13 protein-coding genes are annotated in these 15913 nt (G+C 56.2%); 2 read left to right on the top strand and 11 right to left on the bottom strand.

What is annotated here, in order from left to right; genetic code table 11:
* Nucleotides 1–96: 96 nt before the first annotated feature.
* From PEL01S_RS21785 to PEL01S_RS21760, 6 genes are all read right to left on the bottom strand, one after another.
* Entirely contained in the window at nucleotides 97–960 is an 864-nt protein-coding gene (locus PEL01S_RS21785; protein WP_127461822.1) for a protein phosphatase 2C domain-containing protein, read from the bottom strand.
* Nucleotides 961–1000: 40 nt separating this feature from the next.
* On the bottom strand, nucleotides 1001–2224 hold the full coding sequence (locus PEL01S_RS21780; RefSeq protein ID WP_127461821.1) for an extracellular solute-binding protein: 1224 nt from the start codon (nucleotides 2222–2224) through the stop codon (nucleotides 1001–1003).
* 87 nt (nucleotides 2225–2311) lie between these two features.
* On the bottom strand, nucleotides 2312–4006 hold the full coding sequence (locus PEL01S_RS21775; protein WP_082867209.1) for an ABC transporter permease: 1695 nt from the start codon (nucleotides 4004–4006) through the stop codon (nucleotides 2312–2314).
* Nucleotides 3993–5093 (bottom strand): ABC transporter ATP-binding protein, encoded by a 1101-nt coding sequence (locus tag PEL01S_RS21770; RefSeq protein WP_063187222.1) that lies wholly within the window; start codon nucleotides 5091–5093, stop codon nucleotides 3993–3995. Before PEL01S_RS21770 ends, PEL01S_RS21775 begins: the two co-directional genes overlap by 14 nt.
* 84 nt (nucleotides 5094–5177) lie before the next feature.
* Nucleotides 5178–6236 (bottom strand): ABC transporter substrate-binding protein, encoded by a 1059-nt coding sequence (locus PEL01S_RS21765; RefSeq protein WP_063187220.1) that lies wholly within the window; start codon nucleotides 6234–6236, stop codon nucleotides 5178–5180.
* A 470-nt stretch (nucleotides 6237–6706) separates the two neighbouring features.
* Nucleotides 6707–7876 (bottom strand): MFS transporter, encoded by a 1170-nt coding sequence (locus PEL01S_RS21760; protein WP_127461820.1) that lies wholly within the window; start codon nucleotides 7874–7876, stop codon nucleotides 6707–6709.
* A gap of 185 nt (nucleotides 7877–8061) precedes the next feature.
* Between PEL01S_RS21760 and PEL01S_RS21755 the strand changes: the two genes are divergently transcribed.
* On the top strand, nucleotides 8062–8904 hold the full coding sequence (locus tag PEL01S_RS21755; protein ID WP_127461819.1) for a LysR family transcriptional regulator: 843 nt from the start codon (nucleotides 8062–8064) through the stop codon (nucleotides 8902–8904).
* A 54-nt stretch (nucleotides 8905–8958) separates the two neighbouring features.
* Here PEL01S_RS21755 and PEL01S_RS21750 read toward each other — a convergent pair whose 3' ends face one another.
* The 5 genes from PEL01S_RS21750 to PEL01S_RS21730 all read right to left on the bottom strand — a co-directional run bounded on the left by PEL01S_RS21750 (nucleotide 8959) and on the right by PEL01S_RS21730 (nucleotide 14217).
* The gene (locus PEL01S_RS21750) at nucleotides 8959–10548 is read right to left on the bottom strand and encodes a response regulator transcription factor (RefSeq protein ID WP_127461818.1); all 1590 of its coding nucleotides are present in this window, start codon (nucleotides 10546–10548) and stop codon (nucleotides 8959–8961) included.
* Nucleotides 10541–12358, bottom strand: coding sequence for a cache domain-containing sensor histidine kinase (locus PEL01S_RS21745; protein ID WP_127461817.1), 1818 nt, complete (start codon nucleotides 12356–12358; stop codon nucleotides 10541–10543). Before PEL01S_RS21745 ends, PEL01S_RS21750 begins: the two co-directional genes overlap by 8 nt.
* A 206-nt stretch (nucleotides 12359–12564) precedes the next feature.
* A complete protein-coding gene (locus PEL01S_RS21740) occupies nucleotides 12565–13278 on the bottom strand; it encodes a DUF1963 domain-containing protein (protein ID WP_127461816.1) in 714 nt (237 codons plus the stop codon).
* Nucleotides 13279–13292: 14 nt separating this feature from the next.
* A complete protein-coding gene (locus PEL01S_RS21735; RefSeq protein WP_127461815.1) occupies nucleotides 13293–13724 on the bottom strand; it encodes an immunity 22 family protein in 432 nt (143 codons plus the stop codon).
* 22 nt (nucleotides 13725–13746) lie between these two features.
* Nucleotides 13747–14217 (bottom strand): MarR family winged helix-turn-helix transcriptional regulator, encoded by a 471-nt coding sequence (locus tag PEL01S_RS21730; RefSeq protein ID WP_036677889.1) that lies wholly within the window; start codon nucleotides 14215–14217, stop codon nucleotides 13747–13749.
* A 191-nt stretch (nucleotides 14218–14408) separates the two neighbouring features.
* On the opposite strand from PEL01S_RS21730, the gene PEL01S_RS21725 reads away from it, so the two are divergent.
* Nucleotides 14409–15788, top strand: a complete 1380-nt coding sequence (locus PEL01S_RS21725) for an MFS transporter (RefSeq protein WP_127461814.1) — start codon at nucleotides 14409–14411, stop codon at nucleotides 15786–15788.
* The last annotated feature ends 125 nt before the right edge of the window (nucleotides 15789–15913 follow it).

The following is a 15913-nucleotide window of genomic DNA, read 5'->3' as shown; positions in this document are numbered from 1 at the left end:
ACGATGACTTCTTCTGGTAAATCGATGCTGCGTTCATGAAAAACCCCGGGCAATAAAAAAACGGGCGGTCCCAGAGGATCGCCCGTCTTCTATGTGCTATTCATTATCAAAGCGAATCAGAACCGCCGTTTTGTCGTCGGATACTTTGAACCGCGGATATTTGCGGCATTCCTTGTCCTCCGCCTCCAAATTCATCAGCCATTTCGCATACCCTTCCAGCGACATTTCCTTGATGAGGGTCACCAGTTCGCCGATGCCGTCGGCCGGCGGCTGAGCGCTCGTCTTCGGCGGGAACAGTCCGTCGCTCACGATCAGAATCGATTGCAGCTGGATGCGGTTGATCCGCCCGTATTCGATGAAATCGTTCGCCTCGGGCTGCCCGCTAAGCACGGAGTAGCCGCTTAGCGTATTCATCCGCGATTTGTTGCCGCGAATGTGCGGCTTCACCAGCTCCCACAACTCTTCCCGCGTCTGGACGCCGCTGCGGAGGCCTTCCTCCCAAATCTTCTTGGACTCGTAATCGATGTGCGCGACCTGGTCGCGGGATACGGTGCGGATCGTTCCGTCGGCGTAGGAGGCGGCGATCATGCAATCCCCTACCTGCGCGTAATCGATATAACGGTCGTGAACCCGGACAACCGCCAGCGCGCTGGTCCACAGCGCCGCCTGATCGGTCAGATCGATGCCCGCTTCCTTCATTTTTCCCCTCAGACGGACATTCGCTTGAACGACCGCTTCCTTCAAATCGATGCCCGCCAAGTCTTCGGCCTGCAGCGATTCCAGATACTGCTGAATCGTCCGGGAAGCCAAATATCCTCCGGTTTCCCCGTTAGGCCCGCGGAACGGATGCAGAGAGGTCGCTCCGTCAAGCACCCCGTACATCGATACGCCCGGGTTAACGACCAGCGCGTCCTCGTTCCATTCGGCAGTTCCCTTCAGGGTTAACGTTTGTATGTTCATAGTCTCCTCCACCCGATCCTCTGCTTATAGTGGTAAGGCTTTAGTACAGCATTCCGACGTCCGCCACCGGCTCCTGCGGGTTCAGCTCGATCTGCTCCAGCATGTGTTCCGTCCGTTTCCACCGCTCGTAATCGTCGTCCCGCGGCGCGCGGCCGGCCAAGGAAGGGAGCCAGCTCAAGATCCGCCGCAGCCGTTCGCTCAAGGCGGACTCCTCCTCCAGCTTTCCGATCACATCTTCACGCGCCGGAATCAGTCCCACCGTATTCCACAAGGCCGACTGCGCCTCCGGAGCCGTGATTTCCTGCACGAAGCTTTGCGCCGCTTGCAGCCGCACCGGGTCGCTCTTCAATGCCACAAGCCCATGCACGCCGGGCAAAAGCGCCTCCTGCTTCCAAGCGGGCAGCTTTGCCAGATCGAACGAGAACTTCCCGCCGATGTAGCGTTCGATCGTGGGCAGCTTATCGGAAGAGCCGACGTACATGCCGGCCTTGCCGTTAATAAAATCGCTTGCAGCCCTATCGTGCTGCAAAGGCTTCATCAGCTTGGATTCGTGCGTCAAATTCCGCCACAGCTCCAGCGCGCTTCGCGTACGTTCCGCGGCCGGCCCGCCGGACTCCTTCGGGGCGTAGCTCATACTCGCCAAATACCAAGGCAGCTCTTTATCGACCGTCATCGTCCCGTAGCCCTTCGACACCTCTTCGCCCGGAGGCTCCTTGACGAGCGACAGCGTCTGCCGGACCTCCTCCCAGGTGCTTAACGCCGGGGCACGCCCGGCCAGCCGCTTGAAAGGCTCCTCCCGGTAGTAAAGCACAGGCACGCTGCCTCCGAAAGGGACGGCCCAATCCTCGTCCCGATACCGGAACGCGGCGGAAAAGGCCGGAAGAAATGCCGGCTTCCCGGCGGTCAACACATTCCCCACGGGCAGCGCCGCACCAGTGGACGCTAGCTGGGCGATACCGTAGAAGCTATGGATTTCTGCAAGCTGCGGAGCCGCGCCGGCCGATATCGACGCAAGCAGCTCAGTGTACAGCTGTTCGTAAGAACGAAACGAGCGGATTTGGACATCGATATGAGGGTAGCGTTGCCCGAAGGCGTGAACCATGTCCTCCCAGCCTTTGCTGTATACCCAGATCGACAGCGACGCGGGAGGGGCCGGCGGCTTCGCTTCGTCCTCCGACAGCTTTCCGTGAGTGAACCCGTAAACCAAAGCGCCTGCGGCGATGCATCCGAGGACAAGCCGAACCGGCCAAGTACGCAGCTTCATGATGGCGATTCCTCCAGTTCCTGATACGAGCGGCTTCTTACTTCCATTGTATCACGAACATGCCTTCGGAAATCAGGCACCCGTCAATTACAGCTGAAGCCCTTTTTTGCTCAGCTTGCTGGCGATCAGCAGCGAGATTAACGTACTGATGGACAGGATCGAAGCGAGCGCCGCGCCGGTGCCGTAATTCGCCGTGAACACTTCGCTGTAGATCGTGACCGAAATGGTTGCGGTCGCCCCAGTGTACAGCACGACCGTCGAGCTCAGCTCGTTGATCGTCGTAATCCAGCTCAGAATCGCCCCGGACATGACGCCCGGCGCCATCATTCGTCCCGTCGTCTTGAAGAACGTCTTCATCGGCGGCACGCCGAGGCTGATGGACGCTTCTTCCACGCTCTTGTCGAGCTGCGTCAGGATGGCGGTGCTGGAGCGGATCGTATACGGCAGCTTGCGGATCACATAGGCGATCACCAGAATGACCCACGTCCCCGTCAAAATGACCGGCGGCTTGTTAAAAGCGATAATCAAGCTAATCCCGAGCACCGTGCCCGGCATGACGTAAGGAATCATCAGGATCCCGTCGAGCATCGCGGTAATCTTCGATTTGCGGCGGACGAGCACGTAAGCTACCAGCATGCCCATCACGATCATAATGACGATGGAAATCAGCGAAAAGCTGTACGTATGGGCGATCGCCTTCGGCACCCGGTACAAAATTTCCTTGTAGCTGTTCAAGCTAAAGCCGGGGTGAAACACGGGCCCTTTCGTTTTAATGAACGACGTCACGATGACCGTCGCCTGCGGAATGATCGAAATGCAGGCCACCAGCAGCGCCCCGAAGGTGAGCAGCCACTTCGGCAGCGTCTTCAGCGACTGAACCTTCGGTGTGCGCATGCCGGTCATCGAATAATTTTTACGCGAGACGAAATACCGCTGTACGAACAAGATTGTCGTCGAGCAGAAGATCAGGATCACGCTGAGCGTGCTCGCCATCGCCGGATTGCCGCCCATTTCGCTGATGAACTGCTCGTACGCGAGAATCGGCAGCACCTTGAACCCTTGGCCCAGCAGCATCGGCGTGCCGAAGTCGGCGAACGAAGCCATGAACACCATCAGCGCCCCGGCCGACAGCGTCGGGAAAATAAGCGGAAGCGTCACGGTCATCAGCCGATGGAACGCGCCACGTCCCAAGCTTTCGGCGGCCTCCTCCAACGAGGTGTCGATCGTCTTGAGCGCGCCGGACACGTACAGGTAAATATGCGGGTAAAATTGCAGCGTAAACACGAACACGATGCCCTTCCAGCCGTACACCGACTGGAACGGAATTCCGATATCCTGCAGGAACCGGGTAATGAAGCCGTTGTTCCCGAGCATCAAGATCCACGAATAGGCGCCGATGAACGGCGGGGACAGCAGCGACATGATGACGAGAATTTGGATCAAACCCTTAAATTTGACGTTATACCGGGCCGTCACGTACGCAAGCGGAACCCCGACGAGAATCGCGAATACCGTCGCCAGCGCCGACACCTTCAAACTGTTCCATAGCGAGCCGTAGTAATATTTTAGCTTCAAGAAATTTCCATAGTTTTCTAGAGAAAAATCACCTTTGTCATTGAAAAAGCTGTTCCAAAACAACGACACGAGCGGGTACAAAATGAATGCCAGCAGAAATACGTACACGATCACCGTGACCCAAGTCCAGAAATCCCACTGCTTGGGTTGAAGCAGGCGTTTGAACGGATTGGGCCGCAGTGCCGGGGCGGCATTAGTAGGCTGCACGGTACAAAACCTCCTTGCCCGATTCGTCGAACAAAGTCGCCTTGTCGAGCTGCAGATCGACGTACACGGTTTGATGCGCTTTTCTCATCCGGTGCGGCTCGATCGCATGCTCCTGAATTTCGATGACGGAGTCGTTGGAAAGCCGGACCGTATAGCTGACCTTCTCACCCAGAAACGTCACGCTGTCGATCGTCCCCCGGACCAGACGCTCTCCCGGCTCTTCGCCGCGCAATCGGATCCGTTCGGGGCGAATCGAGAACAGCACTTTGCCCTCGTACGGTCTCGACAGCTTCTGGCTCCAATGCGTCTCCAACAGCCGCAGGCTCGCTTCCTGCGCCGCCTCGTTATAGCCGGAGCAATGACCTTCGATAAAATTCGAAGTGCCGATAAAATTGGACACGAACTTGTTCGCGGGATACGAGTAGATGTCTTCGGGAGAAGCGATCTGCTGGATGACGCCTTCGCTCATGACGGCAATCCGGTCGGAGACGGCCAGCGCTTCTTCCTGATCGTGGGTCACGTAGATGGTCGTGATGTTCAGCTCCTTTTGCAGCCGCCGGATGTCGGAGCGCATCTTGACCCGGAGCTTGGCGTCCAGGTTGGACAGCGGCTCGTCCATCAGCAGCAGCCCCGGACGAATGACAATTGCGCGGGCAAGCGCGATCCGCTGCTGCTGCCCGCCGCTCATATCCGAAGGAACGCGGTCGCGCAGGTGCGCCAGCTGCACCATTTCAAGCGCTTCCATCGCGCGCTCCTCCATTTCCTTTTTCGGGACGTTGCGCGCCTTGAGCCCGTAGCACACGTTCTCGAACACGGTCATGTGCGGGAAAATTGCGTAGTTTTGGAACACCATCCCGATGTTGCGCTGATGGGTCGGCACGTCGTTGATCAGCTTGTCTCCGAAGTAAATGCCGCCCTCCTCTTGGCGATAAAAGCCGGCGATCGTGCGCAGCAGCGTCGTTTTGCCGCAGCCGCTCGGACCGAGCAGGGTAAAAAACTCGCCTTCGTTTATCGTAAAATGAGCGTCGTTGACCGCTTTGTGCGTGCCGAAATATTTGGTGACATGGTCAAATACGATCTTTTGCATGGATCGAGCCTCCGTTTCTTTGGAAAAAAAGGGCGCCTCGTCGGACGATCGTCAAAGGCACCCTTAGAACATAGGCGGATTGCGTTATTCCGCGCCGGTTATAATTTTGGAGAAGTGCTTGATATTGTCGTCCTTCTTGCTCGCGGCGAAGTCGAAGTCGTAGTTGACCAGCTTGATGTCCTTCGTTTGGACGATGCCTTGGATCGGCTCGGCGTCCTTGCGGACGGAGCGGCGCTTGAATTCTTTTTGAATCAGGGACTGCACGTCTTTGCCGACGAGGAAATCGATAAACTGCTTCGCCTGCTCCATGTTCGGCGCGCCCTTGATGATCGCCGCGCCGTCCGGTACGGCGGACGTGCCTTCGGACGGATATACGATGCCTACCTTGGCTCCGCCTTCCACGTAACGAAGCGCCGCTTCTTCCAGGGTAATGCCGATCGCGAACTCTTTGTCCGCGACGCCTTTATACACGAGACCCGAGCCCGACAGCACTTTGCCGTCCAAGTTTTTCACGAAATTCTTGACGAAGTCCCAACCCTTGTCGTCTTTGCCGAAAGCGGTCAGCATCGTCACGAGCTGCGTATACGACGAGCCGGATTTGGCCGGATCGGCGTAAGCGATTTTACCCTTCCACTTCGGATCGAGCAGATCGTTCCAGCTCTTCGGCTCTTCGCCCGCCTTCACGAGCTCTTTGTTGTACATGATGACCATCGGCAGCGCGGCGAACGGTGTCCATACGCCATTTTTGTCGACGTACTCCGGCAGCAGATTGTCGTTTTCTTTCGTTTTGTACGGCTCGAAAAATTTCTTGTACGCCTCCAGCGAGTCGGCGCCGCCGGCCCAGAACACGTCGCCCTGCGGGGAAACCGCTTCTGCCTGCACCCGCTTCAGCAGATCGCCCGTGCCTCCGGAGATCAGCTGCACCTCGATGCCGGTACGGTCCTGGAATTCCTTGATGATCGGGTTATTGACTTCGGCGGCGTTAGGCGAGTACAGCGTCAGCTTGCCTCCTTTTTTCGCTTCGTTTTTCGTGCCCGTATCTCCTGATGCGGTGTTTTGCGGTGCCGCCTGCTCCGTGCCGCAGCCTGCCAGCGTCGTGACCAGAAGCAGCGAGGCGAGAATGCCCGTAAACGCTTTTTTCATCTGTAGAACCCCTCCGTTTTATATTTGATATGGCTTGAAATCCGGGACAACGGGACCTTGCTTTTGTAAAAAAGCGCTTTCGTCTGCTTCGCTTGATGTGTCCCGCCGGATTTCTTGTTCTTGTTCTTGTTATTAACTATAATCGCTAAAGTAAACGCTCTCAATGCGGTGAAATTTCTTCTTTGTTTAATTTTTTGCACTAATTTTGTCGCATAGCAGAAAAACCGTCCATGAGTATGGACGGTGAGCTTGTCGAGAAATGGGATGATAGAGGTTAGCGAGGGGGTGGGGCATCCACTTCCGGTCACTCTTGTCCGCAGGAAATTTTGATTTGAAGCCGCTTCGCAGCGGATATTTCCCGCGGACAAAGGCGAACGCTATCGCTCCTCCAGTGCATACCCCACCTTCGTATGTTCCTCTCTATTTGGAGACCACTTTCTCGACACTCTGCGTCCATAAATATGGACGGTTTATCGGTGCGCAGGAGTAGACTTGGCCGCGTCCGCACGTGCAGACGCGAGTATTCTTAATTGGCCGAGAATGGCCAGTAAGATCACGCTTCCCGCGGCAAAAGGAAGAAAGGACGGACGAAAACCCCCGAACAGAGCAACGCCTCCGGCAAATGATCCCACGGCGCTACCTAAATAGTTGGCCGAGCTGTTTAGGGCCACAACCGCTTCAGCGTGATCGCGCTGTGCATGGAGCAAGGCATGCTGCTGCGGGGCTAACGAAGCCCATGCGGCCGCTCCCCACAACAGAAATGGGAGAAAGCCCAGTGCCGGGATGTTAAGCGCGAAGGGGATGCCGAACATGGCTAAGGCCAGGATGGACAGGAGCACAGCCATGAGCCGCGCCGGACGGCCCGTTCGATCGATCAGAAATCCTATGGTAAAGCTTCCCGCAACCCCGCCTATCCCCCAAGCCCACAGATAGGGAGCGGTATTGGCAATCCTACCGATTTCATACAAGACGGAAGAGATATACGTGTAAAGACCTAAGCTCGCAATACTGGCCAGAAAGGTAATCCCGACAATCGCCAATACCTTTTTATCGGTCAGCATCGCGGCACGTTGGCGTAAGGACGGCGGAGCCGCGGCCAAAAAGTTCGGAAAAAACAATAAAATCCCGATCATGGCGCCAAGACCAATGACGGTAATGAGCCAAAGCGTTCCTTGCCAGCCAATTTTCTCGGCAGCGAATAACCCGATTGGAACGCCTACCACCGTTCCTGTACTCATTCCTCCCAGGATCATCCCGAGCGCCCGGCCGCGTTTTTGCGTGGGAACCAGAGATGCCGCCGCAACCGAAGCCAAAGGGGAAAACAGACCGGCTCCGATCCCCGCCACAGCCCGTGCGATAAGCAGCAAGGAAAAATTAGGAGCGAGAGCGCTAGCTGCATTTCCGACCGAGAATACGGCAAGCGCAAAAATTAAGCTCTTCCGAACGGACTTTCCCGCCAACAGCGTCGCAAAGATGGGAGCCGCCAGCGCGTAGCATAAAGTAAAAGCGCTAACGGCTTGTCCCACCTGGGAATCGCTTTTGTGAAACGTCGCGCCGATATCGGGCAGCAAGCCTGCAACCACGTAAGCGTCAAATCCAAGAGCAAACATGCCTATGGTAAGAAGCAGAACCTTGTTCATCGTTATCCTCCTTTTATACACCGATCCGTTATAGTGGATTGAATTACTCGTAGACCGAACCCTATAACGTTATGTTATGATGAAGAAGATCGGATCACTATAAAAAGGTACCATACCTTCAATGCATACAGAACAATCATTATGCTATAGGGATATAACGTATCGTTATGGGAGAGGATAGATCGATGAATACGGAGTGGCTGCACAGTTTTGCCGAAGCGGCTAAGTTAAAAAGCTTTTCCAAGGCGTCAAAAGAGCTCAATCTTTCGCAACCGGCCTTAAGCAAGCACATTCGGAATCTGGAGCATGATCTGGATGTGACCTTGTTCTATCGAACGTCCGGCGGGATCGAGCTTACCGAAGCGGGCGAACGCTTCTATACGAGAATTGTTCCGGTCATTTCCGATCTGGCTTCGATTCGCCGGGAGCTGCAACAATATCGGCAGACGGATCACTTGGCGTTGGGTAGTCTTCCCAGTCTGGCTACTTATTACCTGCCTTCAAGAATAAAAGCCTTACAACGCTCTCATACGTTAATGATTCAAAACACATCCGGGGACCTTTTACAATCGTTGAAGGAAGGAAGACTGGATTCCGTGTTGGTGGATAGCTTGTATACCGACGATTCGGTGTGGCATTGCGAATTGTTTACGGAACGTTATTATGCGGTTTTTTCAGTAGACCATCGTTTTCGGTCGAAAACAACCGTGACCCTTTCCGATCTGTGCGGGGAGCCGCTCATTGTCCATCAAGCTCCATGCGATACGCGAAACCATATTCATGGGCAAATGGAGGCGCTTGGGCACAAGCCCCATATCGTGAATGAGGTATCCTTCGGAGACTTTATATTTGGCTATGTTATGGCTGGCATGGGATTTGCGATTGTGCCTGAACTCGTGGCCAAGAACATAGGCCATCTTAACCTTTTTGCTCTGCCGATTGCGGATTTTAAAAGATCCATCTCCTTGGCCGCGAAGAGCGGCAAGCTCGGAACACAGCTAAGCAGCTTTTTATTATCGGCAGATTAACGAGGCTGCCGGAGACATGGGCGTCCGGCGGCCTCAAGCTGCCAAGCGAAGCACTCAGATCGGAACGTTCGGGATACCGAGCCGCTTGCGGAACTCCGTCGGCGTCTCCCCGGTATATTTGCGGAAAATTTGGCTGAAATAGCGCGAGTCCTGATAGCCGACCTGAAGCCCGACCTCGTATATTTTCAGCCGCGGGTTCGTGAGCAGTTCCTTCGCCCGGCGCATCCGCAACCCGGTCAAATAATCGACGAAGCTCGTGCCGACCTGCTTTTTGAACAAACGGCTAAAGTAGCTCTCGCTCATATTGCAGCGCTCCGCAATGCTCTGGAGTGTGATGTCTTCGGCGTAATGCCGCCCAATGTAGTCCTCGATCTCCTCGAAGCCGCTTCTCGATTGCGGCTTCGTTTGTTCCTGATAGCGCACGCTCCAGGAAAGCAGCATCCCGTTCAGCCGTTCCAGTCCGTCTTCCAGCCGGACCGTCCGGTCCAGAGAGGTTAACAGAAGCGCGGAATCCTGCACGATGAGCCGCAGCTCGTCCTCGTGAAGCAGCATGGTGTAGAGCGATACGATCCAGCCGAAGAACGCCTTTCTCGCCTCCAGCTCGTTCGTCGGGTGCTGCTGCATGATCCAGGTGAAGCAAGCTTGGCTTTTCGCCCGGATGGACGCTTCCCTCCCCCATTTGACCGCCTCGATCAGCTCCTCCAGCAAACCGGGCAGCGCCGGCACCTCCGCCGCAAGCCGCTCCGTATCCTCAAACCAGGCGATCCGTTCCCCGCCCCAGAAGAACGACGTTACCAAGGCGTGCGTCGCTTGCTGGAACGCAGCCGGCACTTGATCCAGCCGGTTGTGCCGCCCGCTGACCCCAAGCATCAACTGCCGCTGCGTCGCTTGTGACGCGCTGAAACGGGCCAAGTCCAACAGCCGGTGCAGCTCCGCGCGCTCCGTCTCCCGGTCCAGCAGCAGCGCATATTTGGCGTCGTTCATGCGCACGAGCGGATACGGCGATAGACCGGAGCTCCAGGCTGCGATGCTCCGGTACAACTCGCCCGGTGGCGCAGATTTACCTGGGGACGGCTCCGCATAGAGCAGGGCGATGCGGAACGCGTCCAATACCTCCCCTTGCTCGGCTGCATATTCCAGAAACAGCTCCTGCTCCATCGCTCCCGCATGGTCCAGCATCAAGTCGTACAGCATCTTCTCGACGATCAGCGGCTGGCCGAACGCCAGCTTATGCTCCAGCCTTTCCCGTTCCGTACGCCGCTGCCGCTCTTCGTCCAGCTTGGCCGCCATGCGCCCCATCAGCTGCGTCAGCTCGTCCGGATTCGTCGGCTTCAGCACGTAATCCGCGGCTCCCAGCTTGATCGCCTGCTGGGCGTACGCGAATTCATCAAAGCCGGTCAAAAATACGACCTTCATCCCCGGATACCGGGACGCAATTTCCGCGGCAAGCTGAATGCCGTCCATCTCCGGCATCCGAATATCCGTGAGCACGATATCCGGCGTCTCCTCCTCCATCAGCCGGAGCGCCATTTCGCCGTCGGACGCTTCGCCCATGATTCGGCAGCCGACGTCTTCCCAGTCAATCGTATGCTTAAGCCCTTCCCGAACGAGCCATTCGTCCTCCACGATGAGCACCTTATACATGCGTATCCTCCCCCGGCGTCCGAATGATCGGAATCTCGATCGTCGTTGTCGTCCCCTGCTGCGGCCGGCTGCTAATCCTCAGTACATAGCGGTCTCCGAAGTAGAGCTGCAGCCGCTTTTTTACATTTTCCAAGCCGATCCCCGTCTTCCGCTCGTCGGCCGACACAAACTGCCCCGACGTGATGCGTTCGAGCTTCTCCTGCGGGATGCCGACGCCGTCGTCGCGCACTTCAAAGCGGACCCGCTCCCCCACCACCTTGCCGATAATCAAGAGCCGCCCCGGGCCCCGCTTCATCTCAAGCCCGTGCGTGATCGCATTTTCCACAATCGGCTGCAGTATCAGCTTCAGCGTGTAGAGCCGCTCGACCTCCTCGTCCAGCTCGATATGCACCTCCAGTTTGTCCCCGTAGCGCATCTGCTGGATCGTAAGAAAATTGCGGATTTGCTGCATATCCTCGTGTACGGGAATAAGCGCCTGCCCTTTGCGGATGCTGAACCGGAGCAGCTCGCCGAGCGAAACGACCGTCCGGCTAATGTGATCGAGCTTATGAATGCGGGCCATCCAGTTGATGGAATCGAGCGCATTGTACAGAAAATGCGGATTGAACTGCGCCTGAATCGCCCGGATCTCCGCTTCCTGGAGCATGAGCTGCTTTTTGTACACTTCGTCGATCAACTGCTTGATGCGATGCACCATCGCATTGAAGCTGCGGCCGAGCTGCCCGACCTCGTCCTTGTACTTCGTCGGAAAGGCAACGTCCAGATTGCCCGTTTCCACCGTACGCATCAGCGATTTCAGCTTGCGCAGCGGATGGGTGATGTTCACGGAAAGCAGATAGGCCAGCACGCACGAAACGGCCGCGCCGACCGCGATGACCAGCAAGGTCAGATTTCGGATGCTGCTGCTTTCCTTCGTCAGCGCCGCCACCGGCAGCACGTTCACCAACTTGAAGCCGGTCACCTCCGACGTGTCGTACACGACCATGACGGGCGGCGTTCCTTCGCCGGCCTGCTCGAAGAAGCCTTTGCCGCCCGCCAGCACCCGGTCCACAAACGGCTCCTCCAGCTTCGTCCCGACCTTGTGCTTGGACGGCGTGCTTGAGATGATATAGCCGTTGCGGTCCAGCAGCAGCATCTGCCCGCCCGGCTGTAAATGGGCTTTTTTGTACTTGTCCGCGAGCGCATTTTCCATCATGTCCACGACCAGATAGCCCAGCGGCGCATTCGTATCGATCCGCTTCAAGAGCCGGCCGCTGCTGAGCACGATGCCGAAATCGTCCGTCTTCTTCATGCTGTAATGCGTATCCCAGACGACATTGCCGCCCGCAAGCCTCATTTTCCGGAAAAGCCCCCAGGAGGCGTTGTAATCGTCGTAAGCGCCAGGCAACAGATCGCCGGTAAAATAACGGTCCCCGTTTTCCCCCAGCAAATAAATGGCAATGTCCCAGTTTTTGAAGCCGAGAAACGTGTCTAGCACCTCGCCCACCTTCCGCTTGTCCTGGTGCTTCTCCGCAAGCGGCCGGTCCGCCGGCTTGGACAGCACGTCCTGAATATCGCGGCTGCTGTAGATGTACATCGTGAGCTGCTCGATATCTTTTACAAAATAGTCCAAACTGTAATTCACCTGCGACAAGCTTTCCAGAATGGTCTGGCATACCTGCTGCTGTACGACCTGCGCCGATTTGTTATATGAAAACGTTCCCAAAACAGCGAGCGGAATAATGGCAAGCGGCAATACCGCCAATAGCAGCTTGGTTTGTAGGCTGGTTCCCAGCAGGTTGTTCTTAAGCTTGTGTATCCAGTTCGCCATGTCCCCCGGGCCCCCCGAACAATCGTTTGCTAGTAATTATGGCACAAGTTGAAACCGGTTACTAGCCCTAAGCCCTACTGGAAAATGGAGGGTGTGGTTACGACAAAATGGAACCATTCCAATATGCATAAATAGCCTGTCCTATCCGACTTACTGTGGCATAGGATCAGGCTATTTTTGTGTATGTTTCCGCATCCCGCGGCTGCTCAATAACAGTCCCAGGTCATGCACCATTCGTTCGTTCGCGGGTCCCGGAAAAAGTAAGCGCAGCCGGAGTCGTGTCCCCACATGAGGTTGCCTTTTTCGGTCGAATCGATCTGCAGCACGAACTCGAACGACTCGCTAACCGACGTGCCGGGCTGGATAAAGCAAGGGTGGCCTCCGATTTTAAAGCCGCCATGCAGCTCAATCAGATCATGGTAGCCCTCAATCTTGCCTTCGTCTTCCAGCCGTAGGATCAAATCCGAGATGTCCTCCGGAATGTCTCCCCCATCCCAGACGGGATAGTCTTCGACCGGCTCACCCGGCCGCATCGGAAACGGCTTCAAATGCGAGCTCGTCTTCATCTGCTCTAACGGCACCAGCTCTTCCAACGATGCGTAGGTACGGATCAGCCAGTTCGTTCCGTTCGGGTCTTCCTGCTGCGGATGCTTGGGCCCGAAAAAGATCGCGAGAAACGCTACGTCCTTGAGCGCCTCGGGAACGCAATCCAGCGTGGACAAGTTCACTTGGCCCAAAGCCCACATCGGCGTCCCGTCTGCAAGCGTCGGCCACTTTTCGTCGTGTGCGGCGACCGTTACCTTGCCGAACCAAGGCGCAAGCGGGTCCTCCGGCGGACGAAAGCCGCCGATTTCGAACACGACGGCCGGCCTTTTCAAGCAGCTTTTAATTTTTTCGATCGACTCCACGGTTTCGTTCATCCCTTAATCCCCTGTTACCTCTCTTCGGTTTCGTAAACGATTTTCGCAATAAGCGGGACAGGCTGCTGTCCGACCTCTGAGCCGCTCTCGGCCAATGAAAACAACACTTCGTTAACGGAGCCATACCGCGAATCGTTGCCATGGAGCACGATTACCGAAGGGTACGGCGCCATGCTCTCCCCAAGCGAATCCGGGACCTGCGGCGCAAACCGGTCCGGATCAGAGGCATAATCCTGCTTCAAATATTGCACAAACGCCTCACGGCTCTCCTCATCCGGCAGCAGATGAACCTCCATAAAATCCTCATCGATCCAGGACAACCCGGTGCTGCTCATGAATTCGGACGGGATAGCATCCCCATCCTCCGTATATCCCAGCCGGGCGAAAGCAGCAAGCTCCTCTTCCGAGCGGCAATTCGTGCCCCACATCGCCACGACATGCTTCATCCGATGTTTTCCCTCCCTGCTGTTACCCGTCCTTGCGGGAGCGCCCGCTCTCCAAGCGGCGATTGTAATCGCTTAAGTGTTGGCTTAAACGAACAACCCGCTCGCTAAAATGATCCAGCTCCTCCAGGGGCACCTGCGCAAAAATAACATCCGCGTGCTCGGAAAACTGTTGCCTCCAGTGAAGCAATTGTTCCTTCCCCTGCTTCGTGAGTTGGACATTCATAATGCGCCGGTCCTCTTCGGAGCGCACCCGTTCCACCCATTGCTTTTCTTCCAGCTTGTCAATGAGATTGGAGGCTGCGCCGATGGTAATGCCCAGTACCTCGGCAATTTTGTTGATTTTCATCGATTCCTTATGCTCCAGCTTAAAGATCAGCGCCACCGCGGACGGCGGAACCTCCTCCGCCGAGCTGAGCAAACACAGCGTCTGGTTCAGCTTGCGGTTCATATCCAGAAGGCTGTGCCACAACGTATTCATGGAATTCGAAGGCATAAGCGACCCACCTTAAAATCGTTCTCTTCTTTCCATACTACACTATACATGAGACAAAAGAAAAATTTAACAAAGACCCCGTTGACAACATCCGTGCGTGTGATATATATTTTAGCACAAATACTATTTCTAGAATAGTATTATTCGAAAAGTATTCACTTCCATTTCTCATAAGGAGGCTGCCATTTATTATGAAGCCTGAGGCCGCAAGCCCGTCGTTTCGGGAATCGCTAATAATCCCCCTGTGGGGTCTCACCGTCCTGCTGGTCGTCATGAACACGACCATGTTCAACGTCGCACTGCCGACCCTAGCCCATGATCTGGGGCTGACCTCGACAGCCGCTTCGTGGATCGTGACTGGCTACTCGATCTTATTCGCCATTTCGTCCATCACGTACAGCCGCTTGACCGACTTCGTCCCGATACGGACGCTGCTGATCATCGGCCTTGTGCTGCTCGGCATCGCCTCCGTCATCGGCCTGCTGGCGCACAACTTCTACGCCGTGCTGGCCGCCCGCCTGCTCCAAGCGATCGGAGCGGCATCCGCACCCGGTCTCGGGATCGTTCTCGTTACCCGGTATATCCCGCTGGAGCGCAGGGGCAAATCGATGTCCGTCATTATTTCCGCGGCGTCGTTCGGCTTCGGTCTCGGCCCGATTGTCGGGGGCGCAATGACGCAGTATTTCAGCTGGAACTCGCTGTTCGTCGTAACGGCCTTGGTGCTGCTGACGATCCCTGTATTTTACCGCAATCTGCCCGAGCAGCCGTATTCCCGCATTCAATTTGACGGATGGGGGGCCCTGTTCATCGGCGTCGGCGTCACCGGGCTGCTGCTCTTTCTGACCCTGCATCCTTGGTGGGCTCTGGTGCTGGGAATTTTGTCGCTGGTCGCCTTCTGGATTCGAATTCACCGGGTCGACCAGCCTTTCCTGCAGCCCTCGCTGCTGCGCAACCGGCCGTACATGAACCTGACGGTCATGGGATTTGTGGCTTACGTGCTTCATTTTGCCACGTTGTTTCTCATGCCTCTCGTGATCATTCGCCTATACGGGCAGAGTTCCGCCGTCACCGGATTCCTGATTTTCCCCGGGGCGATTCTGACCGCGCTGCTCTCCCCCCGGATCGGCCGACTGATCGACCGGGTGGGCAATTCCCCGGTTATTCTGGCCGGACATACGACGCTGCTTGCCGCCACCTTCGTTTTCGCGCTGCTCTCCACGCAGTACTTGTACGCCATCACCGCAGCGTACATGCTGATGAGTGTGTCGGTGTCCGCCATCGGATCGAGCGTCTCGAACGAAATGTCGCGCATTCTGGCGAAGCATGAGATCGGCGGCGGGATGGGCATGGCGCAGCTGACGCAGTTCTTTGGCGGCGCACTCGGCGTGGCGCTCACCGGTGCTTCGCTCGTCTGGCAAGCGTCCGCTCCGCTGCAAGCCGCTTACCGGAACATCTTCTGGGTCATGGCTGCGGTCGCTGCCGTTTCCCTGCTCGTCTCTCTAAGCTACGTCCGTGCAAGCCGCAAAACGGTTCCGCTGCCTGCTGTCGAAGAAGCTGCGAACGCCGGGTGAAGCCATAATCTGTTATTTCAAACTCCCGACGAGCCTCTCGTTTTCTCTTGTTGAAAACGGGGGGCTCTTTCTATTTCCCAGATTCTAAAAAAATTTAAATTCCGCCAAGTCGATTCGGCAGGATT

The organism is Paenibacillus elgii NBRC 100335 (assembly GCF_004000865.1).
In the GTDB taxonomy this organism is placed as follows: Bacteria; Bacillota; Bacilli; order Paenibacillales; family NBRC-103111; genus Paenibacillus_G; species Paenibacillus_G elgii.
This window is presented reverse-complemented; position numbering and strand designations above follow the sequence as displayed.

Coding starts and splice junctions, on each gene's coding strand:
- PEL01S_RS21745 (WP_127461817.1), bottom strand. CDS start 12,358: ATGGCGAACTGGATACACAAGCTTAAGAACAACCTGCTGGGAACCAGC.
- PEL01S_RS21765 (WP_063187220.1), bottom strand. CDS start 6,236: ATGAAAAAAGCGTTTACGGGCATTCTCGCCTCGCTGCTTCTGGTCACG.
- PEL01S_RS21740 (WP_127461816.1), bottom strand. CDS start 13,278: ATGAACGAAACCGTGGAGTCGATCGAAAAAATTAAAAGCTGCTTGAAA.
- PEL01S_RS21785 (WP_127461822.1), bottom strand. CDS start 960: ATGAACATACAAACGTTAACCCTGAAGGGAACTGCCGAATGGAACGAG.
- PEL01S_RS21760 (WP_127461820.1), bottom strand. CDS start 7,876: ATGAACAAGGTTCTGCTTCTTACCATAGGCATGTTTGCTCTTGGATTT.
- PEL01S_RS21750 (WP_127461818.1), bottom strand. CDS start 10,548: ATGTATAAGGTGCTCATCGTGGAGGACGAATGGCTCGTTCGGGAAGGG.
- PEL01S_RS21755 (WP_127461819.1), top strand. CDS start 8,062: ATGAATACGGAGTGGCTGCACAGTTTTGCCGAAGCGGCTAAGTTAAAA.
- PEL01S_RS21730 (WP_036677889.1), bottom strand. CDS start 14,217: ATGCCTTCGAATTCCATGAATACGTTGTGGCACAGCCTTCTGGATATG.
- PEL01S_RS21725 (WP_127461814.1), top strand. CDS start 14,409: ATGAAGCCTGAGGCCGCAAGCCCGTCGTTTCGGGAATCGCTAATAATC.
- PEL01S_RS21735 (WP_127461815.1), bottom strand. CDS start 13,724: ATGAAGCATGTCGTGGCGATGTGGGGCACGAATTGCCGCTCGGAAGAG.
- PEL01S_RS21780 (WP_127461821.1), bottom strand. CDS start 2,224: ATGAAGCTGCGTACTTGGCCGGTTCGGCTTGTCCTCGGATGCATCGCC.
- PEL01S_RS21770 (WP_063187222.1), bottom strand. CDS start 5,093: ATGCAAAAGATCGTATTTGACCATGTCACCAAATATTTCGGCACGCAC.